Source organism: Geomonas diazotrophica, from assembly GCF_019063885.1.
Classification (GTDB): Bacteria; Desulfobacterota; Desulfuromonadia; order Geobacterales; family Geobacteraceae; genus Geomonas; species Geomonas diazotrophica.
In genome coordinates this window covers 2,723,342-2,745,191 of record NZ_CP077684.1, presented here as the reverse complement: position 1 = coordinate 2,745,191, position 21,850 = coordinate 2,723,342, and the positions used below count along the sequence as shown (strand labels likewise).

The 21,850-nt window shown below is 62.7% G+C and carries 23 protein-coding genes; all 23 read left to right on the top strand.

Going from position 1 to position 21,850, the window contains the following annotated elements; translation table 11 throughout:
• The 23 genes from KP003_RS11965 (at window position 1) to aroQ (ending at window position 21,830) form a co-directional block, all read left to right on the top strand.
• Window positions 1-486 (top strand): pilus assembly FimT family protein, encoded by a 486-nt coding sequence (locus tag KP003_RS11965; RefSeq protein WP_216788488.1) that lies wholly within the window; start codon window positions 1-3, stop codon window positions 484-486.
• Window positions 458-868, top strand: coding sequence for a type IV pilus modification PilV family protein (locus KP003_RS11960; RefSeq protein ID WP_216497799.1), 411 nt, complete (start codon window positions 458-460; stop codon window positions 866-868). Before KP003_RS11965 ends, KP003_RS11960 begins: the two co-directional genes overlap by 29 nt.
• Before the next feature lie 14 nt (window positions 869-882).
• Window positions 883-2,070, top strand: a complete 1,188-nt coding sequence (locus KP003_RS11955; protein ID WP_216788486.1) for a PilW family protein — start codon at window positions 883-885, stop codon at window positions 2,068-2,070.
• A 15-nt stretch (window positions 2,071-2,085) separates the two neighbouring features.
• Window positions 2,086-2,706 carry a pilus assembly PilX N-terminal domain-containing protein gene (locus KP003_RS11950; RefSeq protein ID WP_216788485.1) on the top strand — a complete coding sequence of 207 codons (621 nt, stop codon included), beginning with the start codon at window positions 2,086-2,088 and terminating at the stop codon, window positions 2,704-2,706.
• A 247-nt stretch (window positions 2,707-2,953) separates the two neighbouring features.
• On the top strand, window positions 2,954-3,448 hold the full coding sequence (locus KP003_RS11945) for a pilus assembly FimT family protein (protein ID WP_216497796.1): 495 nt from the start codon (window positions 2,954-2,956) through the stop codon (window positions 3,446-3,448).
• Window positions 3,414-3,824 (top strand): prepilin-type N-terminal cleavage/methylation domain-containing protein, encoded by a 411-nt coding sequence (locus KP003_RS11940; protein WP_216497795.1) that lies wholly within the window; start codon window positions 3,414-3,416, stop codon window positions 3,822-3,824. Before KP003_RS11945 ends, KP003_RS11940 begins: the two co-directional genes overlap by 35 nt.
• Window positions 3,821-4,999: a PilW family protein gene (locus KP003_RS11935; RefSeq protein ID WP_216497794.1), complete on the top strand. Its 1,179-nt coding sequence runs from the start codon at window positions 3,821-3,823 to the stop codon at window positions 4,997-4,999. Before KP003_RS11940 ends, KP003_RS11935 begins: the two co-directional genes overlap by 4 nt.
• Window positions 5,000-5,011: 12 nt before the next feature.
• Entirely contained in the window at window positions 5,012-5,629 is a 618-nt protein-coding gene (locus KP003_RS11930) for a pilus assembly PilX N-terminal domain-containing protein (protein ID WP_216497793.1), read from the top strand.
• Window positions 5,630-5,886: 257 nt separating this feature from the next.
• Complete coding sequence (locus tag KP003_RS11925) at window positions 5,887-6,084, top strand: helix-turn-helix transcriptional regulator (RefSeq protein ID WP_041248407.1); 198 nt, start codon at window positions 5,887-5,889, stop codon at window positions 6,082-6,084.
• 18 nt (window positions 6,085-6,102) lie between these two features.
• Window positions 6,103-7,155 carry a type IV pilus assembly protein PilM gene (pilM, locus tag KP003_RS11920; protein WP_216497792.1) on the top strand — a complete coding sequence of 351 codons (1,053 nt, stop codon included), beginning with the start codon at window positions 6,103-6,105 and terminating at the stop codon, window positions 7,153-7,155.
• Window positions 7,152-7,700, top strand: a complete 549-nt coding sequence (locus tag KP003_RS11915) for a PilN domain-containing protein (RefSeq protein WP_216497791.1) — start codon at window positions 7,152-7,154, stop codon at window positions 7,698-7,700. Before pilM ends, KP003_RS11915 begins: the two co-directional genes overlap by 4 nt.
• 75 nt (window positions 7,701-7,775) lie before the next feature.
• Window positions 7,776-8,381, top strand: a complete 606-nt coding sequence (locus KP003_RS11910; RefSeq protein WP_216497790.1) for a type IV pilus inner membrane component PilO — start codon at window positions 7,776-7,778, stop codon at window positions 8,379-8,381.
• Window positions 8,362-8,892 (top strand): pilus assembly protein PilP, encoded by a 531-nt coding sequence (locus tag KP003_RS11905; protein ID WP_216791966.1) that lies wholly within the window; start codon window positions 8,362-8,364, stop codon window positions 8,890-8,892. Before KP003_RS11910 ends, KP003_RS11905 begins: the two co-directional genes overlap by 20 nt.
• Before the next feature lie 12 nt (window positions 8,893-8,904).
• Window positions 8,905-11,649, top strand: coding sequence for a type IV pilus secretin PilQ (locus KP003_RS11900; protein ID WP_217299637.1), 2,745 nt, complete (start codon window positions 8,905-8,907; stop codon window positions 11,647-11,649).
• Window positions 11,650-11,698: 49 nt separating this feature from the next.
• Window positions 11,699-12,235, top strand: a complete 537-nt coding sequence (locus KP003_RS11895) for a hypothetical protein (protein ID WP_236026756.1) — start codon at window positions 11,699-11,701, stop codon at window positions 12,233-12,235.
• Window positions 12,236-12,273: 38 nt separating this feature from the next.
• Complete coding sequence (locus KP003_RS11890; protein ID WP_216788481.1) at window positions 12,274-16,401, top strand: Ig domain-containing protein; 4,128 nt, start codon at window positions 12,274-12,276, stop codon at window positions 16,399-16,401.
• 36 nt (window positions 16,402-16,437) lie between these two features.
• Window positions 16,438-16,740 carry a disulfide isomerase DsbC N-terminal domain-containing protein gene (locus tag KP003_RS11885; RefSeq protein ID WP_216497785.1) on the top strand — a complete coding sequence of 101 codons (303 nt, stop codon included), beginning with the start codon at window positions 16,438-16,440 and terminating at the stop codon, window positions 16,738-16,740.
• A gap of 169 nt (window positions 16,741-16,909) precedes the next feature.
• Window positions 16,910-18,091 carry a chorismate synthase gene (gene aroC, locus KP003_RS11880; RefSeq protein WP_216788479.1) on the top strand — a complete coding sequence of 394 codons (1,182 nt, stop codon included), beginning with the start codon at window positions 16,910-16,912 and terminating at the stop codon, window positions 18,089-18,091.
• A gap of 149 nt (window positions 18,092-18,240) precedes the next feature.
• Complete coding sequence (locus tag KP003_RS11875) at window positions 18,241-18,750, top strand: shikimate kinase (protein WP_239027519.1); 510 nt, start codon at window positions 18,241-18,243, stop codon at window positions 18,748-18,750.
• Window positions 18,747-19,826 (top strand): 3-dehydroquinate synthase, encoded by a 1,080-nt coding sequence (gene aroB / locus KP003_RS11870; RefSeq protein ID WP_216788478.1) that lies wholly within the window; start codon window positions 18,747-18,749, stop codon window positions 19,824-19,826. The genes KP003_RS11875 and aroB overlap by 4 nt, the downstream gene beginning before the upstream one ends.
• Window positions 19,827-19,835: 9 nt before the next feature.
• A complete protein-coding gene (locus tag KP003_RS11865; RefSeq protein ID WP_216788476.1) occupies window positions 19,836-21,041 on the top strand; it encodes a tetratricopeptide repeat protein in 1,206 nt (401 codons plus the stop codon).
• The gene (locus KP003_RS11860; protein ID WP_216497781.1) at window positions 21,031-21,390 is read left to right on the top strand and encodes a roadblock/LC7 domain-containing protein; all 360 of its coding nucleotides are present in this window, start codon (window positions 21,031-21,033) and stop codon (window positions 21,388-21,390) included. The genes KP003_RS11865 and KP003_RS11860 overlap by 11 nt, the downstream gene beginning before the upstream one ends.
• Window positions 21,387-21,830 (top strand): type II 3-dehydroquinate dehydratase, encoded by a 444-nt coding sequence (gene aroQ / locus KP003_RS11855; protein WP_216497780.1) that lies wholly within the window; start codon window positions 21,387-21,389, stop codon window positions 21,828-21,830. Before KP003_RS11860 ends, aroQ begins: the two co-directional genes overlap by 4 nt.
• Window positions 21,831-21,850 lie beyond the last annotated feature (20 nt).

The following is a 21,850-nucleotide window of genomic DNA, read 5'->3' as shown; positions in this document are numbered from 1 at the left end:
ATGAAAGAAAAGGGCTTTACCATAGTCGAGCTGGTGGTGGTGATGGCCATCAGCGGGATACTGCTGGGCATCGGCATGCTGCAGTTCAGTGCCATGCAGAAGAAAGCCGCCGTGGAGGCTGAGGTGCGCACCATCTACAGCAAGCTCACGGAGATTCGGCTGGAGGCGATGTATACCAAAACCCCGCGCCTCGTGCTCTTCAACGGCAACCAGATGACGATCTACCCCGCCGACGTTAGCACAGCTCCCCCGGTTTCCGTGGTCAGCCTCTCCTTCCCGGTGGTGGTCAGTTCCAGTGCCAACCGGGTGCTCTACGACGCGGCCGGCATCATGAATCTCACCGAGCGCTCCATCTGTGTCGAGCCCGGCGGGGCCCCCGCGACCACAGGGAACATGGACAGTGTCGTGGTCTCCGCGGTGAGCAGCAAAATGGGGAAAAGAAGAACAGGAGGTGCCTGTGCTCCAGCCAGCATCGATCAAAAATAACAGCGGCTTCACCCTGATAGAGCTGCTGGTCTCCCTGGTGATCATCGCCGTGGGGATGTTCGGGGTGCTGGAGTGTCTCAACGTGAGCCTGCAGCACAACTTAAGGAACGAATTGCGCAACGAGGCAATCAAGCTCGGCGAGAAATACATGGCCGACTTCCGAGGGATGAACTTCGACGCCATCGCCGACAGTTACCCCGTCACCAACGTCACCAGGCGGGTGAGGGGGGCGAACAAGAACTACGTGGTGGAGCGCAGCAGCCAGGTGCTGCGGACGGAAAGCGCCCAGTCCACCTCGCGCCAGGTCACCGTAGTGGTCAAGTGGGCCTACAGGAACATGACCTCGCAAAACCGCGTGGTATCCGTGGTGGCCAGACCATGAGGGGTGAGGTAACTATGCTCAAAAACAGCCGGGGCTTCACACTGGTCGAGCTGGTGGTGGTCATGGCCATCTTCATTTCGGTGTTGATCGTGGCCTCCAGTGGCTTCAATACGGTGCTCACCCAGGTGGGGCAGCAGAGCAAACAGATGGAGACCGACATCGGCAGCGTCGTGGGGTTGGAGATGTTTCGCTCCGACCTGCAAAATGCCGGCTACGGCCTCCCCTGGTCCTTCCAGGCCACCCCGTCTTCGGCAAAGTACACCGAGGTGGTGAGCGGCGACTCCGGCGGGGCCATGGCCGCGACCTTCTGGTCCGGCGGGCAGAGTCCCCTCAACTACAACGACGCCGGGGTGGGCTCCGGCGTGCCGCGCGCCGTGTTGAGCGGTTCCACCACCTTCAACGGCGGGGCGCAGTACCTGGTGATCAAGTCGCTCTCCGTGGCGAGTTCCACCACCGGGACGCAGAAGAAATCGGTGCAGGTGGCCTACACGGACAGCGGCCGGAGTACCACCAACTGGGGGGACGCCACCCGCGACTTCCAGACCGTGACCGGTGCCACCGAGCGGGTCATCGTGCTCAGGAACACCTTCATCGACCGGATTCCGACGCGCCAGCTGCAGGTGAACGGAGGCAACTTCTCCAGCTACTTCAAGCAGAACCAGTACACGAGCCTCACGCTCCCCCACTCATCGGGCGACATGTTCGAGGTCTACGGGGTGGATGCCGCCACCGAGCCCAGGATGCCCTTCAACCGCGCCGACTACTACGTCAACCGGCCCGCCAACCCGCCTCCGGCCTGCGCCCCCAATACCGGCGTCCTCTACAAGGCGGTGGTGAACCAGGGGGGAGGTTTCACCGAGTACCCGCTGCTTGACTGCGTGGCCGACATGCAGGTGGTCTACGGTATCGGCCCGGCCGGATCCAAGGAGGTCAACCTGCACCAGACCACCCTCCCTGGCACCGGCAGCGCCCAGGATATCAGGGAGCAGTTGAAGGAGATCAGGGTCTACATCCTGGCTCATACCGGCCGCAAAGACACCAGCTACACCCATCCCGATTCCATCATCAACGTCGGGGAGAACTTCGGCGGCACGCTTCAGGGGAGGGCCTTCAACCTCGCCACCCTGATCGGGACAGGCTGGCAGAACTACCGTTGGAAGCTGTACTCCATCGTGGTGCGGCCGCAGAACCTCATCCAATAACGAGACGGTACGATTATGAAAAAGATCGGCAACGAAGACGGTATCGCGCTGGTGACGGCCCTCATGTTCACCCTGATCTGCCTGGGGATCGTGGCGGCGCTGATGCAGATGCTGCTCCTGGAGACCAAGGTCTCCGGCAGCCAGAAGAACTACCGCAATGCCCTCGAGGCCTCCTACGGGGGGACCGAACTGGTCACCCGCGAGTTCATCCCCAAGCTCTTCTCGAACTACTCGACCGGGATTGGCCCGCTGCTCACCGCTTACGGTTCGGGCGGGATAGGGGATATCGGGCTCGTCGTCGGGAGCGGCCTGAAGACAAAGCTGGCGAACGCGACCGCGGACTGGGGATCTCTGTCCAAGACGAGCAACGCCAAGGACGTGCCCGACCTGCAGTTCACCCTCCGGGGGCTCTCCGCGAACACCAACTTCAAGATCTACGCGAAGGTGGTCGATACCATACCCGGCAACTCCGACCCCACCGGGGTCGACTACCTCGACTCCGGCGCCGGCGTGGCCGGGGTCGGTTCCGGCATCGCTCCCAAGCACAACCCCGCGCTCTACAGCATCGAGGTGCAGGGTGAGCGCGCCTCCACCCCCAAGGAGAAGGCGCTTCTCTCGGTGCTCTACGCCTATTAGCAGCCGGTGCCGCCTCGCACCGAAAGACCCTCCCGACCGGGAGGGTCTTTTTTTTTGCCTGCCATCCTCCCCCGCCCCTTACCCCCTCCCGCAGAGGGGCGGCGCCCCTTCTGTGAAGCTTCGGGATGCCGCTTACTCTCTCCGGGACGTTCCCGTGCAGAGGGCTCCTTTTTTTTCCGTCCGAGTTTGTTAAGATTGGAAAGTTCAAATTTTAACCAAAGCGGCAGGGTCGCACATAGGGGGGGGCATGACAGCACGCGGGTTTTCACTGGTGGAGATGGTGGTCGTTGTTGCCATCGCGTCGGTGTTGATCGGGCTGGCGACGCTCCGTTTCCAGCGTTACCTGAAGGGCGCTCGCGGCGAGGCCGAGATCAGCCTGCTCTTCTCGGAGTTGCAGCGGTCGAGGGTGCAGGCGATCTGCCAGAGGAGGGGGACCCGGGTCAGGGTCTACCCCGAACGCTTCGAGGTCTACTCCTCGCAATGCGACGGCGACAGCGGCGTGAAGCCGGTGCGTGTCTTTCGACTGACGAACCTTCTTGACAGCAACGCATCCGGATGGAGCAGCGGGGCGGTCATCGACTTCAAGGAAACCGGCGTGACGGACGACTGGTGTTCGATCTGCGTGGACCCCGCCGGGGACGCCGGTGGCGTGGACAGCATCGTCATAGCGGCGACCAGGATCAGCGTCGGCAAAAGGGATAGGGGCAATGACTGCGACAGTGAAAACATCACCATCAAATGACCTCGGCTTCACCCTGGTCGAGATGCTCATGGCCATGCTGGTGCTGACGGTGGGGTTGCTCGGGCTGCTGCAGTCGGTCAACCTGGCCTACCGGCACAACCTGCGAGACCGGCTCAACAGGGAGGCGGTGCTGGTGGCGGAGGAGCAGATGCACGGCTGGCAGAAACTCTCGTTCGGGTCGATCAGCGGCGGCGGAACCTCGACCGCTTCGAAGCTGGTGGGAGGCACGCCTTGGAGCTACACCGTGAGCAAGGAAGCGAGCCCGCTTGGGGGCGGCGACACCAAGCGTCTTTCGGTCAGCGTGACATGGAAGGTGCGGGGGGAGAACCTTCGTCATGAGATCTACGCACTGAGGACAAGGAGAGCAGGAGAATGAGGGCGGCAGGGAGGGATGGATACACCTTCGTGGAGGTGCTGGTTGCCCTGGTGGTCTTTTCGGTGACCATGACGCTGATAAGCGCTTCCTTCGCCAGGATCGTGACCGGTTCGAAGGCCATAGGCAAATCGACCGAAACGGACATAGGCGGGATGATCGGGCTGGAGTTGCTTCGTACCGACCTGGAGCTTGCCGGCTTCGGGCTACCCTACAGCGGCACCAAAGGGCTCAACTACGTGGAGGCCGAGGAGGGGCTGCAACTGGTCACCAGCTGTCCCGGCGGCTGCCCCGATGCCAGGCCCGGCAACTACAACGATGCGCCGCACCTGGACGCGCCGACTCCGTACCGCATCGGCGACAATGTGGGGTACAACGGTTCCGACTACCTGGTGCTGAAGGGAACCGCGCTGGGGGCGAGCGCGGTGTGCCGCAGCTGGTGTTACCTTACCTACAGTTCGGTGACCAGGCCCTCGCGGGTGGAGCCGGAGCTGAAAAACGGCGGCAAGGACCGCGTCATCGTGCTGAAGAACGAGGTGGTCTCCGGCAGGCCGACCCGGGTTCTGGTTACCAGCGGGACCAATTTCACCGTCCCCTTCCAACTCCCTTTCCCCTCCGAGTTTTCCCCACGCGAAAGGACCGACCACTACCTTGTCTACGGCGTCGCCCCCAAGGACTCCGCCGGGGGGCTGCTGAGCTTTCCCTTCAACCGCTCGGATTACTTCATCAACCGAAAGGTCGACAAGATGTCGGCATTTTGCAGCCCGGGCACCGGAACCCTCTACAAGGCGGTCATCAACCATCAAGGAAGCCCCACCAAGTACCCGATTCTGGATTGTGCCGGCGATCTGCAGGCCGTGCTGTACTTCGACACCAATGCCGACGGCAAGGTAGACTACCACCCGAAGCCGGGGGACGCCCTGCTAAACGCACAGACGCTGCGCGAGGAACTCCGCGAGATCAGGGTCTACATCCTGGCACAGCAGGGGAAAAAGGACCCGTCCTATAGTTTTCCGGTCGAGGATCCGGCGCGAGTCATCGTCGTGGGAGACCCGGAGTTGCCGGACGATGCGGGACAGGTCTGGAGCGAGCGGGCGCTGAAGCAAACCTTCGGTCCGGAGTGGCGCAACTACCGCTGGAAGGTGTACGCCATTTCCGTGCTGCCCAAGAACCTGTAGCAGGGAGGGGCGATGCAGATCCTCGGCTGTGAGCGGGGCGCGGCCCTGATAACCGCATTGATGCTGACCGTGCTGTCACTGGTGATCGCCCTCTCCCTGCTCACCCTGGTTTCGACCGGTACCCAGGTGTCCGCCAGCCAGAAACGCTACCGCAGTTCCCTCACCGCGGCGCAGGGGGGGCTCGAGCTGTTCACCGGCGAGATCATGCCCCGGCTCTTCCAGGGGGTGGACGCCGCAACCTTGCAAGGAGAGTACGCCGTCATTGACCTGCACATCAGCGGGGACGACTGTCTGAAGCAGAAGCTGTTTCTCTCCTCCGGCGCCTGGAACAAGTGCAGTGCTGCCCGCTCCTCGGCCGATGCCGCCAGCTCCCCGGACCTCTCCTTTAGGCTGGCCGGTGTGCCGCCTGCCAAAGGGTTCAGCATCAGCACCAAGATCGTCGACACCGTCCCGGGCAATACCGACCGCAGCGGTTTCGACCTGCTCGACGCGGGAGGGGCGGTTGCGGCCCAGGACGAGGTGGTCCGGCCGCAGCACGTACCGGTCATGTACAACCTTGCCGTGCAGGGCGCCCGGGAGGAACCGTCGGCACGGGAAAAGGCGCGCCTGTCGGTGCTGTACGCTTACTGAGAAGCCAGCCGCTGCGGCGGGTGCTTCACCCCGAATCTCAGAAAAAGCTCCTAAATTGCATCTCGTTTTTTTATTGGTATCATCTCCCCATTCTACCCATTAGAAAACCGTATGCAGACAGGTAGGCACCAAAGACGGGTTAAAGTGCGTCTTTGGAATATAATTACATATAACTTTAAATAAAAGGTTGACTTTCCTTTTTAATGATGAGAATGTGTGCAAAAATTTGCAATGTCTGTCTCGCGCGGTGCCTACTTATGATCATGAACAGCGTCAAGAAACTTCGGGAAGAACGCCTGATGAGCAAGGCCGAGCTGGCACGGCTGGCCGGGGTATCGCCCATCACCATCGACCGGATCGAACGGGGTGAGGACTGCAGGATGGAGACCAAGCGCAAGATCCTGCTTGCTCTTGGGTTTTCCCTCTCCGACAAAAACAAGGTATTCCAGGACTAGGAGCGATAGGACCACACGATGCTTTTCTCCAAGAAGAAGGACATAGTAGGGGTCGACATAGGATCGAGCGCGGTGAAGCTCGTACAGCTGCGCCCGGCCAAGGGGGGGTTCCAGCTGGTGAAGATAGGGATCCTGCCGCTGCCGGCCGAGGCGATCGTCGACAACACCCTGATGGACAGCTCTTCCATCGTCGAGACGGTCAAGCAGCTTTTGGGCACCCTCGGCGTCAAGGCCAAAGAAGCCGTCTGCTCGATCTCGGGCAACTCGGTCATCATCCGGAAGATCTCCCTGCCGGTGATGCCGGTCGAAGAACTGGAGGACCAGATCCACTGGGAGGCCGAGCAGTACATCCCCTTCGACATCAACGACGTTAACGTCGATTTCCAGATCCTTTCCCCCGACGAGCAGGACCCCTCCAAGATGAACGTCCTGCTGGTCGCCAGCAAGAAGGACATCATCAACGATTACATCTCGGTGTTCGCGGAGGCCGGGCTCAAGCTGGTCGTGGTCGATGTGGACTCCTTCGCCGTGCAGAACGCCTTCGAGCTGAACTACCCGGTCGATCCGGACCAGGTGGTTGCGCTGGTCAACATCGGCGCGAGCATCTTCAACCTGAACATCGTCAGGGACGGGGTCTCCCTTTTCACCCGCGACGTCCAGATGGGGGGCAACCTCTACACCGAGGAGATCCAGAAACAGTTCGGCATCAGTAGCGGCGAGGCCGAAGAGATGAAGCTGGCGGCCGGGCACTCCGAGGACCCGCGCCTGAGCGAGGTGCTGCAACGGGTGAACGACACCATCGCCATGGAGATGCGCCGCTCCCTGGACTTCTACAACTCCACCGCCGGCGAGGAACGCATCACCAAGGTCTTTTTGAGCGGCGGTGCCGCCAAGACGCAGCACCTGATCGAAGCGGTGCAGCAGAGACTTGCGCTGCCGGTCGAGATCCTGAACCCGCTGGCCCGGGTCACCGTGAACGAGAAGGAGTTCGACTCGAGGTACCTTGAGGAGATCGCTCCGCTCATGTCGGTAGCGATGGGGCTCGCTACGAGGAGGGCTGGAGACAAATGATTAAGATAAACCTCCTCCCGATACGGGCATCCAAGAAGAAGGAAACGATGCGCCAGCAGATCGCCATCCTGGTGGTCGCCCTGGTGACCCTCCTGGTGGTGGGGCTGGGCTGGTGGATCTACCTGCGCAGCCAGGTCAACACGGTGAAGACCGAAATTACGAACTCGGAGACCGAGCTCGCCTCACTGAAGACCAAGATCGGGGTCATCGACAACCTGAAGAAGCTGCAGGCCGACGTCAAGAAGAAGCTCGACGTGCTGAACCGCCTGCGCCGCGGCAAGACCGGCCCGGCGTCGCGGCTCGCCACACTTTCCGAATCCGTGCCGGACAAGCTCTGGCTCACCAAGTACACCGAGAACGGGTCGGCGGTGTCGCTCGCCGGCGGTGCCATGAGCGAGGAACTCATCGCGGTGTTCATGAAGACGCTGCAGGCCTCCGGCTCCTTCACCAACGTGGAGCTGGTGGTCTCCGAGCAGGCGGAAATGGCCGGGACGAAGTACAAGCGTTTCGAGCTGGCCTTCCAGATCAAGGACCAGAAGCCGTAGCGCCGGGTTTGCCGGCACAGGATGCGGCGCTACCAGGCGGCGCTCAAACCAAGAAGCTGAATCAGAGGCATTGCCATGGATCCACAGATAGAGAAGTTGCTGAAGCTCCCGACCAAGGAGAAGGTCGCGCTCCTGATACTGCTGCTGCTCCTCGAGGGGGCCGGCCTGTACTACGGGCTGCACCGCCCAAGGCTCCAGGAGCTGGACGCGCTCAAGTCGCAGCAGCAGGACCTGCAAAAGCAGATCGACGAGAACCGTCGCATCGCCAACAACCTGCCGCGTTTCAAGGCGGAGTACGAACAGTTGAAGCGTGACCTCGACAACGCCTTGACCGAACTCCCCAACCAGAAGGAGATCCCGTCGCTTTTGACCAGCATCTCCAACTCCGGCAAGGGGGCGGGACTCGACTTCCTGCTGTTCAGGCCCAAGCCCGAGGTTCCCAAGGAGTTCTACGCCGAGGTGCCGGTTGACATCTCCGTTTCCGGGACCTTCTACAACGTGGCCGATTTCTTCGTCGCGGTCGGCAAGCTGCCGCGCATCGTGAACATCACCAACGTCAACGTCATGGACATCAAGGAAACCGCCGGGCGCACCGTCCTCAAGGTGAACTGCCTGGCCACCACCTTCCGTTTCCTCGATCCCAAAGAGAGCAAGAATGCGAATGCCAATAAACCGAAATAGCACGCCGCTTTTGATGCTGCTGCTGGCGCTTTCGGCCGGCTGCAAGAAGGAAGAGCCACCCGCGGCTCCCCCTCCCGCCCCCGCCGCTGCGGCCCCTGCGCCCGCTCCCAAGCCTGCGCCGCCGGTGCAGCAGCAGCTCTCGTCCGCAGCCAAGGTCGGTACCGCGGTCTCCTTCAAGAAGGATCCGTTCAAGCCGCTGCTGGTGCCCCAGGCGCCGGTCGCGCCGGCCGGCCAGGGCGCCCGGCCCAGCGGACCTCCGCCTGCCGACCTGCTGCCGATCCAGAGCTTCGAGGTGAACAAGTTCAAGGTCACCGGGATCATCGCCGGGCTCAGGGAAAACAAGGCCCTGGTGATCGACCCCAACGGCAAAGGGTACGTCGTGAAGGTGGGTATGCAGATAGGCAACGCCAACGGCAGAATCTCCAGGATCACCGCCTCGACGGTTGAGGTCGTGGAGAAGAGCGGTCGCAAGAGTAAAACCATCGTGCTTACGCTGGCCAAGAAAAGGTAAGGAGCGTTTCAGATGACCATGTACCAGAGCAGAATTCTTCGTCATGCCATGGCACTCATCGTCCTGTTGACGGTTTCTACCGGTTGCGTCAAGAGAATGACGGCCGTCAATGAGCCTGGTCAGGCAGAGTCCGCGGCTTTTGCCACACTGCGCTCCGTGGCGGTGTCAGACGATGGTTCCAGCGTCGAGCTGACCAGCGACAAACCGCTCACCTATACCTCGTACAAGGGTGGGGAGCCGGCCAAGATCATCGTCGACATCTCCCAGACCGAGCCCGGCGCGGTAGCTTCGTCGGTCGAAGTCAACCGCGGCAGCGTGAAGCGCATCGAAGTGGAGCGCCAGCCGGTGGGGGGGAGCGTGCTGACCCGGGTTGCCCTCGTGCTCAGCCGCGACGTCGACTTCTCGGTCGCCACCGACCCCGCCAACAAAAACAAGCTCCTGATCACACTGCCGCGCGACGCGGAGGCGAAGAGCGAGCCGGTGGTGGTCAAGGAGGCTCCCATCGCCGAACCGCGCATCGAGGAGAAGACCCTGGTGGCCGACGCGCCTGCCAAGGTCAGCGATGCGAAGCCGGTGGTCCCCGAACCGCCCGCACCGCCTGCCCAAAAAGCCGCCGGCAACGTGACCCCGGCCCCGAAAAAGGAGGCCGAGAACGGCACCGGAGCGCGGCTCAACGCGGTTCTCACCACGGCTGACGGCGTGGAGCTGTCGGTCCAGGGGGGCGTGGAGACCTTCAACTCCTTCAAGCTCGCCAAGCCTGACCGCATCGTGGTTGACCTTTTCAAGGTGAAGAATGCACTGGCCCAGAACGTGATTCCCATCGGCGCCTTCGGCGTCGCCAACGCCCGGGTCGGGTCCACCCCCGACAAGGTGCGCGTGGTGCTCGACGCGTCCGGCGAGGGGCTTCCTGGCTTCGAGGTCGTCAAGAGCGACCTCGGCGTGAAGATCAAGCTGAAGGCGAAAGGGGCGGTCGCCGCGGCGGCGCCCGCTCCCGTCCCGGCCGCAGCACCGGTTCCCGCACCGGCTCCTGCTCCGGTCGTCAAACCGGCTCCTGTAGCCGCCATGAAAACCGAAGTCCTGCCGGGGCGCCACGTGAAGGGCGCGCTGGAGGCGGTCGACTTCAAGATCGTCGACGGTCTTTCGCGCATATCGATGAAACTCCACGGGACCTGTGAGCCGGGCGAACCGGTGCGCGGACCCCAGGGATTGACCCTGACCATCAGCAACTGCCAGGTGCCCAAGCCGCTGCAGCGCGCCATGGACACCTCCAAGTTCGGCTCCCCCGTCCTTTCGGTTACCCCCTACCAGGTGAAGGTCAAAGGGGGGTACGTGACCAAGATCGCCGTCAAGGTGCAGGGCAGCCCCGAGTACACGACCAGCCGCAAGGGGGACGTGCTGACCTTGGACATCGTGAACCCCGGACCGGCCGTGGCGGCGAAACTGCCGCAGGCCCCGGTTGCCAGGTCCAGGGCGAACGAGGTCGGCGACGAACTGGCCGCCCCGGCGCGCTCCGAGGAGCAGGTGACCGAGATCTCCGGAAACGTGGAGAAGCGTGCGCTGAAGAAGGTGTACAAGGGGAGGAGGGTGACCCTCGAGTTCTCCGACGCGGACATCAGGAAGATCTTCCAGCTGATCGCCGAGGTCAGCAACCTGAACTTCCTCATCTCCGACGACGTCACCGGCACCATCAGCATCAAGCTGGTCAACGTCCCCTGGGACCAGGCACTGGACGTGATCCTGGACGCCAAGGGGCTCGCCATGGTGCAGCAGGGGAACATCATCCAGATCAAGCCGCGTAACAAGATGCAGAACCAGGCCGACGAGGAACTGGCCGCCAAGAAGGCCTCCGAGCGCCTGATGGAGCTCAAGACCGCCGTGTTCGAGGTGAACTACGCCTCGACCAGCGAGGTCGCCCAGCAGTTCAACATCCTGAAAAGCGAGCGCGGCATCATCACCAAGGACGACCGCACGAGCCGCGTCATCGTCAAGGACATCCAGCCTGCCCTGGACGACATGCGGGCCCTTTTGAAGAACCTGGACTTGCCCGAGAAGCAGGTTCAGATAGAAGCCCGCATCGTCGAGGCGACCTCGACCTTCACACGTGACCTCGGCGTGCAGTGGGGTCTCTCCTACAAGGACGCCTCCGCCTCCGTGGCCAACATCAACAACGTCGAGACCGCCTTCGGTGGCGTCGTTTCCACGGCCGGCCCCGGCACCAGTGGCTCCGGCGGGCTGGGTCTTGGCATGTCCTTCGGCAAGCTCACCAGCAACGTGCAGCTCGACATGAGGATCGCGGCGGCCGCCACCATCGGCCAGGTGAAGATCATCTCCACCCCGAAGGTGGTCACCCTGAACAACAAGGCCGCGAAGATCTCGCAGGGGCAGTCGATCCCGTATCAGACCACCTCCGCCGAGGGGACCAAGACCGAGTTCGTTGAGGCGGCACTTACCCTCGAGGTCACGCCGCACATCACCGCAGACGGTTCCGTCAGCATGAAGATCAAGGCGAGCAACAACTCCCCGGGCACCGGTTCCCCTCCGCCGATCAACAAGAAGGAAGCCACCACCGAGCTGGTCGTCTCCAACGGGGACACCACCGTCATCGGCGGCATCTACGTCGACAGCGACACCGACTCCGACACCGGTGTGCCGTTCCTGGCCGACATCCCGTTGCTGGGCTGGCTGTTTAAGTCGAACTCGAAACAAAAGACCAAGACCGAACTGCTCATCTTCATTACGCCGAAGATTGTACTTTAAGGAGACTCAAATGTTTAAACGGTTTGCGTTGTTGCTGTGCGGAGTATGTATGATGGCCGCTTTGACCTCATGCGGCGGAGGCGATATCGGAGGGGGAGTCGGCGAGTTCACCACGGTGAGTGCGTCGGCGGTAGCGAAGACCCCGAGACTTGAGTCCGACGTCGTAAAGGGGAACTCCTGCTCCACGAGCGGTTCCACCGGTGGGACCATAGAGACCGACGCTATCGACGTCGATTTCACCTCGACCCAGCTTTACAGCTCGGGCGCTCTCAACCTGGTCATCAGCAAGGTCACTGTCCACTACACACCCGTAAACCGGGCCACCACGCCTGACATTCCCGACTACTTCCTGAACACGTCCCAGACCGTGGCTCCGGGTACCACCGCGACCATCTCGGTTCCGATCCTCACCGACGCACAGAAGATCGCCCTCCTGGACCGCACCACGCTGCCGATGCCGCTTTGCAGCTCGACCGTTTTCGAGTACTACGTCGACATCATCTTCGAAGCATCCGAACCTGGCGGCAACGGCAAGGTACGCACCATCGTCGCAAAGACCAACCTGGCCGTGGCGGATAGATCCTAAACAAGTCCCATGTATTGATGTCTAAGAAGGGGTGTGAAATGAGATTTTCCAAGAAAATTTTCTGGGCGTTGCTGTTGCTTATCTGCACCGTGATGCTCAGCTGTTCAGGGGAAACCGGCAAGACTTCCGGCACCGCGGCAACCGGCGGTAAAACCACGGGCAAAGTCCTGGCTACTGATTTCCAGGTCACCAGCAACGCCACGGACCAGTCCCAGCCTGCCGTCGCCTACGACACCGTGAACCATAACCGTTACCTGAGCGTCTTCGTCGACAGCAGGAGCGGCCAGCAGATCTACGGCGCCATCTCGGTGGGGTCGGACTCCCTCGGGCAGGGGGTGCCGGGCAACGTGACCACCATGGCCGCGAACCCCGTCAATTTCGCCATCACCGCGGTCAACGGCAACAAGTCGCAGCCCAAGGTCGTCTTCTACCGCGATACGACCGATCCGGCCAACAACAGCCGGTACCTGGTGGTCTGGACCGACTCGCGCAACGGCTACGGACAGATCTACGGGCAGTTCGTCAGCATGACCGGTACCCTGATCGGCGGCAACTTCCCCATCTCCACCCACACCCCCAACGTCGACATCAACCAGAACGACCCCGACCTCATCTACGACGAGGTGACCGGCAAATTCGTGGTTGCCTGGATCGATACCACGATCCACGACACCGACGCCAACGTACCGGAAAACAACGTGACCTACACCGCGGCCGGTGCCATCAACTCCATCGTCGTGCCCCATATCCCGGTCCCGGCGGCAGACAACAACCTGGTCCGCACCATCGAGGTCGACCCTCTGACCGGCGCCCTCGCCAACATGAAGTCGGTCTCGGAAACCATCCGGACTGCGTCTATAACCGATAACGGCTCCTCGAACATTACCGACACTTGGGCAGTGCAAGTGAACGAGTCGCATCCGAAACTCGCGTACAGCCCCGTGGACGGCGAGGTGTTCGTGGCCTGGAGCGGCTCCACCAACACCGTCAAGCTCACCATCACCTATACCAAGGGGACCGTTGGGGGTATCACCACCGCCGTGTACCAGAGCGCCGTATTCACCTGGACACCGCAAGACGATGCTCCGACCAAGATCAAGCTGCGCCGCAACCAGGGTCTTGGTTTCATCAACGACATGTCGTTCGGTACCAAGACCTTCAGCGCGACCAGCCCCACCCTGGCTGTCGATCCCAACACCAACCGGCTCCTGGTCACCTGGGAGGACAACAACGGCGGCACCGACAGCGGCAAGAACATCGTAGCGCAGCTCATGGACCTCTCCGGTTTCACCCCTTACGGTGATCGAGTCAACATCTCCAGTGCCGTCGGGGACCAGACCGCTCCCACGTCCGCATTCGACAACGTCAACCAGCGCTTCCTGGTGGTCTGGGAGGATGCCAGGAATCAGAGCGCCAACCTGAGCAACATCGATCTCTACGGCCAGTTCGTGGACCCGCAGGGGAACCTTTCCGGCGGCTACTCCATCGTGACTGTGGCTACCGGCAACCAGTTGGCCCCTGCGGTCGCTTTCGGCGACGTGAACTTCAGGAAGTTCTTCGTGGTCTGGAAGGACGGCCGTACGCTCACCAATTCCGACATCTACGGCCAGCTCCTCGAGTTCTCCGCCCTGCCGCAGCTGGTCATCACCGACAGCCTTGGCAACCCCGTACTGAGCGGCTCGCATGATTTCGGCAACGTCGACATCGCTTCCGCCACCCCGTACGCCGATTGGCAGTTCAAGATCCGCAACGACGGCAACACCCAGCTGACCATCGACTCCATCACGGACCCGGCGTTGCCGTTTTCCTTCATCACGCCGAAACCGGTCACCATCAGCCCGGGCCAGAGTGCGGACATGACGGTCCGCTTTGCCCCGACCGGTTCCGGTTCCTACTCGGGTAACTCCTCCAACGGCTACAAGATGGTCTTCAACTCCGACGGCGGCCAGGCAGTCATCTACCTCTCCGGCGCCGGCGTCGGTACCCAACCGCTGTCCATCGCTACCACCGCGCTTCCTGACGGTACGGCAGGTCAGGCCTACCCGGCCACCGCCCTGACCGCCAACGGCGGGGTCATTCCCTACGGCAGCTGGACTGTTACCTCCGGCACCCTGCCGCCGGGACTCACCCTCAACAGCGGTTCCGGTACCCTCAGCGGTACCCTGGACCTGGCTGCGCTCCCCACGTATACCTTCACCGTTTCGGTGACCGACAACGCGGGGAACAAGGCAACCAAGTCGTTCACCCTCAACGTCACCTCGCTTACCATCAACAACACCTCCCTGGCTCCCTGGACCCAGGGGAACCCGGGGTATACTGAGCAACTGACCGCCTCCGTCGGCGGGGTCACGCTACCCAAGGACCAGGTGACCTGGACGGCAGTAGGTGCAGTGCCCCAGGGGCTCGTCCTCGGTAGCGACGGCAGCATCACCTCCCCGGTCACCGGGCCTGTCCTTTCCGGTGCCAACATCCTGACCGTCAAGGCAACCTATACGGACACCGTCGCCAACAAAACTTATACGGCGACGAAATCGCTGACCATAACCGTCAACCCGGCGCTCTTCATCACCACTACGAGCCTTCCCGCCGTCGTCGTCGGCACCACTTACACCCAGAAGCTGACCATGGTGGGGGGCACCCCCTCGTACACCTGGTCCGTCGTCCCCGGCACGTTCCTGCCGTCCGGCATCCTGCTGAACCCGAGCACCGGCGACCTTACCGGCACCCCCAGCGGCCCCGGTACCTCGTTGTTCACCGTTCAGGTGACCGACGGCACCGGCGCCGTCGCGAAGCGCGACCTGAGCATCGTGGTGAACCCGACGCTCTCCATTACCACCTCGTCGCTGCCTCCGGTCACAGCCGGCGCCACCTATCAGCAGCAACTGGTGGGTAGCGGCGGCACCAAGCCCTACACCTGGAGTGTTTCGGGTAACCTCCCCCCGGGCATTTCCCTTACCACCAACGGCTACCTGAGCGGCACCGCTTCGGGCGCCGGCGACTACGACTTCAACGCCCAGTTGACCGATAGCGACGGTTCTTCCGTCAGCAAGCTTTTCACCATCACCGTTAACAACTCCGGTGTCGTCTCCAGCTCGGTGGTCTTCACCGACGGCAGCGGTACGCCGATCAGTTCCTACGCCTTCGGTGGCAAATTGACCGGCAGCGCCACAACGTCTGGAACCGTGATGCTGAAAAACAACGGATCCACCCCGGTCACCATCCAGTCCATTTCCAGCACCGATGCCGGCGCTTTCCAGGGAAGCACACAGCAGAACTACATCCTGGGCAGCGGGCAGTCCGTTCCGGTCAGCATCCAGTTCACGCCGCAGGCCGTCAAGGCCTACAACGCTACCCTGAACATCACCGACTCGAACCTGACGACCTATCCGCTTACCCTGACCGGTTTCGGCGTCAGTTCCGTAGCGGCGGTCAACGGTACAACCGGGACTACCGGGACCACCGCGGTCGCCTATTCGGACGGGGACGTGGTCTTCATCGGCAAGTCCAAGCCGGTCAGCCTCACCGATTTCACCATCAGCTCGGCGATCAACATCCGTCTGGACAACGTGGTACCCAACGGCACCGTCTACGTCGACGTGACCTACAACTCGCTGCCGGCATCCCCTGTGTTCTACAAGGTGGTCAACGGCACCTGGACCCAGATCACGCCCTTCGCCCGCAGCGGCAACAAGGTCACCTTTGCAATCACTGACAACGATGTGACCCAGGACTCCGACACCAGGCCGGGCTTCATCCAGGATCCCATCGTGGTGGGGAGCACCGGCACCACCGGCGGCGGCGATACCGGCACCAACACCCCTCCGGCTTCCTCCGCCGGCAAGAGCGGCTGCTTCATCGCGACCGCCGCATACGGCAGCTACCTCGATCCGCAGGTCGTGGTGCTCAGGCACTTCCGCGACAACGTGCTGCTCAAGTCCGAACCCGGCCGCGCCTTCGTCCGCTTCTACTACAAGAACAGCCCCCCGATCGCGGACTTCATCTACGAGCACGGCTTCCTGAGGATGCTGACCCGCTGGGCGCTCACCCCGCTCATCTTCGCGGTGAAGTATCCGCTGGTCCTGCTGCTCCTGCCGGTCGGCGCCTTCTTCCGTCGCCTGCGCAACCTGCGGGTGGCGGCACCGGCCAGAGAGAGCGTGCAGCAGTAGGTTTGCCTGCGGAATCTGATTTTCAGGAGTGTTTTGATGTTAAAGAAGTTGCTGGTTCTTTGTTTCATCACCATGACCCTTACCGCCTGCTCCAAGGCTCCCGCCAAGGAGCAGGTACAGGAAACCATCAAGAAGTTCGTACCGATGGATTTCGAGGTGCTGCAGATCTCCGAGAAGCCCTATGCCGGCCTCTATGAAGTCGTGATCGGCATCAGGAAAGAACCGGTCGTCTTCTACGTCGACAAGAACTGCCAGTACCTTTTCTCGGGCAGCATGATGTCGGCTGAGACCAAGGCGAACCTTACCGTGGAGACACAGAAGAAATTCATGGCGAAGTAGCCGTACCGACCATAACCAGAAGTATGCGAAAGCCAGGGGACGATCCTGGCTTTCGTTTATCCGGTCATATTGTTTTGCCTGTGGCCTGATTTGCTGCTAATATCCGCTGCGACGCGCAGGCGGACCCTAGCCCGGCCGGGGCGTTGAATTAGAAACACGAGGAGTAGGCATGTTCAGATACCTTACCGCGGGGGAGTCTCACGGGCCGCAGTTGACCGCCATCATCGAAGGGGTCCCCTCCGGGCTCAAGCTCAACGAATCAGACATCAACACCGATCTCATCCGCAGGCAGGGGGGGTACGGTCGCGGCGGACGCATGAAGATCGAGACCGACCGCGCCAGCATCCGCTCGGGCGTACGCTGGGGCGAGACCTTGGGCTCCCCGATCACCCTGGTGGTGGAAAACTCCGACTGGGTGAACTGGGAACAGCGGATGTCGGTCGACGCCGAACACCGCGACGATTCCATCCGCGTCACCCGCGCCCGGCCAGGACACGCCGACCTCCCCGGCGCCATGAAGTACGCCCAAAGCGACGTGCGCAACATCCTGGAGCGCTCCAGCGCCCGCGAGACCGCGGTCCGCGTCGCGGTGGGGGCGGTGGCCAAGGCGTATCTCGCCCGGTTCGGCATCGCCGTGACCGGCTGCGTGGTCGAGTTGGGAGGGGTGAAGGCGGAGCGTCCCGAGCTCTCCGTCAAGGCGCTGCAGGAAGCGATCGCCTCCTCGCCGGTCTACACCTACGACGCCAAGGCCGAGGTGGAGATGATCGAGGCCATCGACCGCGCCAAGGCCGTCGGCGACACCCTGGGGGGCGTCGTTGAGGTGAGGGTGACCGGTGTGCCGGTGGGCCTCGGGAGCCACGTGCAGTGGGACCGCAGGCTGGACGCGCGTCTGGCCGCGGCCGTGATGAGCATCCAGGCATTCAAGGGGGTCGAAATCGGAGCCGGCTTCGAGACGGCGCGGCTGCCGGGGTCCTTGGTGCACGACGAGATCTACTTCGACGAGCAGCGCATGGCGCGCGGCGAGAAGACCGGCTTCTACCGCACCACCAACCGTGCCGGCGGCCTGGAGGGTGGGATCAGCAACGGCGAGGAGATCGTGGTGTACGGCGCCATGAAGCCGATCCCGACCCTGTACACGCCGCTCAAGTCGGTGGACATCCTGACCAAGGAGCCTTTCGAGGCGACCGTGGAGCGCTCCGACTGCTGCGCCGTACCCGCGGCTTCGGTGGTTGCGGAGGCCGTCGTCGCCGTCGAGATCGCCAACGCCTTCATGGAGAAGTTCGGCGGCGACTCAGTGGCCGAGACCGCCAGGAACTATTCGTCGTACATCGAGTACCTGCGGGAATTCTAAAGATACCAGCACCCCCTCTCCCCCTGGGAGAGGGTCGGGGTGAGGGGAGTTGCATCAGCGTCAGGCCGTGCGATCGAGCGGCGCCCTCACCCGGCCTCCGGCCACCCTCTCCCAGGGGGAGAGGGAACCTAGTCTAGAGGGATCGTCCTTTGAAAAACATCTTTCTCACCGGCTTCATGGGGTGCGGCAAGACCAGCGTCGGGCAGGTGCTGGCGCAGCGGCTGGGGTGGTCCTTCGTCGACCTGGACCAGGTCATCGTCCAGGAGGCTGGGCGGAGCATCAAGGAGATCTTCGCCGAAGAGGGCGAGCCCTGCTTCCGGACACTGGAGTCCAAAACCCTGGAACGGGTGGCGACCGGCTCGGACCAGGTGGTCTCCACCGGAGGCGGCGTGGTGATCGCGCCCATCAATCGGGCCGTGATGCGCAGCCACGGCTGCATCGTGAATCTGACCGCCAGTGTGGAAACCATCGCACAGCGGGTAAGCGGCGACAGCGAGCGACCACTGCTGGCGGACGACGCATCGGTGCAGAAGATCCGTACCATGCTGGATGGCCGCGAGCAGTTCTACGCCGATGCCGACGTCCGGATCGACACCACCGGCAAGGAGATCGCCGCGGTCGTCGAGCAAGTACTGGATTACTGTAAGGGGTCTTTGTGAACGTCCAACAGATAAAAGTGGCACTCGGAGAACGGAGCTACGACATTCAGCTTGGCGCCGGGATACTGGGGACCGTCGGCACCCTCTGCCGCGATCTCGGGCTCACCGGCACCGCGGCCGTCGTTTCCAACACCACCGTGGCACCGCTTTACTACGAAACCGTGCGCGCCTCCATGGAGGCGGCAGGGTACCATGTGCTCCTGGTATCGCTCCCTGACGGTGAGGCGCACAAGAACAGCGCCACGCTGAACCTGATCTACGACGCCCTGGTGGACGCCTCGCTCGACCGCGGCTCCTTCATCCTTGCCCTGGGAGGCGGGGTGATCGGGGACATGGCCGGCTTCGCCGCCGCGAGCTACCTGCGCGGCATCCCCTTCGTGCAACTCCCAACCACGCTTCTGTCCCAGGTCGACTCGAGCGTAGGGGGCAAGACGGGCATCAACCACCCCCGCGGCAAGAACCTGATCGGCGCCTTCTATCAGCCCAAGGCAGTACTGATCGATGTGATGACCCTGGGCACGCTGCCGGAGCGGGAGTTCCGTGCCGGGCTGGGCGAGATCGTCAAGTACGGTGCCGTCCTGGACGGCGACTTCTTCAGATTCCTCGAGGAAAACGTCGACCTGCTCCTGGCACGCGACAAGGAGGCCCTCATCCAGGCCGTCGCGCGCAGTTGCTCCATCAAGGCCAAGGTGGTGGCGGTGGACGAGAGGGAAGGGGGGGTGCGCGCCGTCCTGAACTACGGGCACACCCTGGGGCACGCCGTCGAGACCCTCACCGAATACACCACCTACCTGCACGGCGAGGCGGTCGCCATCGGCATGGTTCAGGCGGCGAAGATCTCCCAGCAACTGGGCTACTGCAACCAGGCCGACCGGGATCGGATCGAAGCGCTCATCGCCGCACTGGGGCTCCCCGCCGAGCTCCCCGCTTTCCCGTCGGAAAAGTACGTGGAGGCTCTCTCCCACGACAAGAAGGTGCGCGACAAGGGGTTGCTCTTCATCTGCAACCGCGGCATCGGCGCCTACAAGATGGAAAGGGTCACCGACCTCAAAGCACTTCTGGAGATCTGCGCATAGGAGCGTGACATGGTAGAGGACGCGTTATCGTTTTGGACTGAGATTCAGCGTTACGAAGACATGCTGGCGGCGGACGCGAAATCGCTTTGCTTCGCACCGCTCTCCGACCTGTACCGGAAGCTCGGCCTTTTGGACGATGCCGTCTCCGTGGCGCAGAAAGGTTGCACGGCGCATCCGGAGTACGCCCTCGGGTTCGTCGCGTTGGGCAACGCCTGTTACGCGAAGGGGATGGCCCAGGAGGCGCGGCAGGCCCTGGAAAAGGCCATTGCCTTGAAGCCCGATCACATCCAGGCCATGAAGGTGCTGAGCCAGCTCTACGCCGAGCTCGGCGAGCTGTCGCTCGCGCGCCAGGTGCTGGGACAGCTGCTGGCGCTGGACCCGGAGGACCTGGAGAGCACCACGCTCCTCGGATCGATCGCCTCGGCACCGGCCTCGCCCCTGGCAGCGGAGCCCGAGGAGGAAGTGCTCGAAGAGCTGGAGATAATCGAGGAGCTGGAAGAGCTGGTCGAGGAACCGGTGGCAGAGGTCGTACCGGCGCCTTCGCAGCCGCGAACCGCGCCCGTCGCGGCGGCCGTCCAGCCTCCGGCCGATGCAGCGGAAGACATCTGGGCCATTGAGGATCTGGAGGAGCTTGCCGAAGCGCCCGCTCCAGCGGCGTCCCAGCCGCGCGGCGCGGTACCGGACCCGCTGACCACGGCGACCCTGGCGGAACTCTACGTTTCGCAGGGGTTCCTGGAAAAGGCGATGGGCATCTACCGCGAGCTCATTGCGGCGCACCCTGACAACCCGCAGTACCGGCTCCGCTGCGAGGAGCTCGTGGAACAGCAGCAGTTGCAGCAGGTGGCCTCCGCACAGCCGGCACCGGCTGAGCCGGTCGCTGCCCCCGCATCTCTTGGAACACCTAAAGCGACTGCCGCTCCCGCGGCACCTGTTGTTGCTTCGGCGCCGGTCGCATCTGCAGTACCTGTTGCAGCTGCGGTATCGGCGCCCGCCGCGTTCGAGGCGCATGAAGGGCCGGCCGCCATGGAGGTGCCCATCAGCATCGAGGAGGCAGCTACACCCGCCGCTTTTGCCGGGATGGAGTCGCCGGCGCAGTTGGAATCGGCGCCGCTTGAGCGGCCCCAGGTGCAGGAGGAGGCGCATGGCGACGAGGACCTGGAGAGCTCGCTGCAACGCTGGCTGGAAAACATAAGGAGAAGAAAAGATGGGGTTTAAGGGGATTCTCAAGGAGATCGTCGCGGAGAGCGGCGGCCTGGGCGGGGTCATCATGGGGTATGACGGCATCGCCATCGACGAGTACCTGCGCGAGGGTACCGGCGTGGACGTGCAGACCATGACCATCGAGTACGCTTCGGTGCTCAAGGAGATCAAGAGGACGGTCGGCGTGCTCAAGACCGGGGAACTGGAAGAGGTTTCCATTATCACGGAGAAGTGCTGCATCATCGTGCGCGGTATCAGCGACGACTTTTTCGCTGCGCTGGTGCTCCCCTCCGACGGCAACTTCGGAAAGGCACGTTTCCTGTTGAAGCGCGCGGCCCCCGGCTTCCGGGAGTCGCTGCAATGAGCGCCGTCAAGATCCTGGTCCTGCACGGGCCTAACCTGAACCTCCTGGGGGTTCGGGAGCCCGGCGTCTACGGCACCACCACCCTCGACGGGATCAACCGGGCGCTCGAAGAGCTGGCGACGGAGCTGTCGCTGGAGCTCGAGATCGTGCAGAGCAACAGCGAAGGCGCCCTGGTGGACGCCATCCAAGGGGCCATGGGGGAGTGCCAGGGAATCCTGATCAACCCCGCAGCCTACACCCACACCAGCGTCGCCATCCGCGATGCCATTGCCGCGACCGCGCTTCCCGCCGTCGAGGTTCACCTCTCCAACGTGCACGCACGGGAGCCCTTCCGGAGCCACAGTTTCATCGCCCCGGTAGCCGTCGGTCAGATCTGTGGATTCGGCCCGGAAAGCTACCTTTTAGGGCTGCGCGCCCTTGCCAAACGGCTGGGAAAATAAGATTGTCATACGGGCGGAAT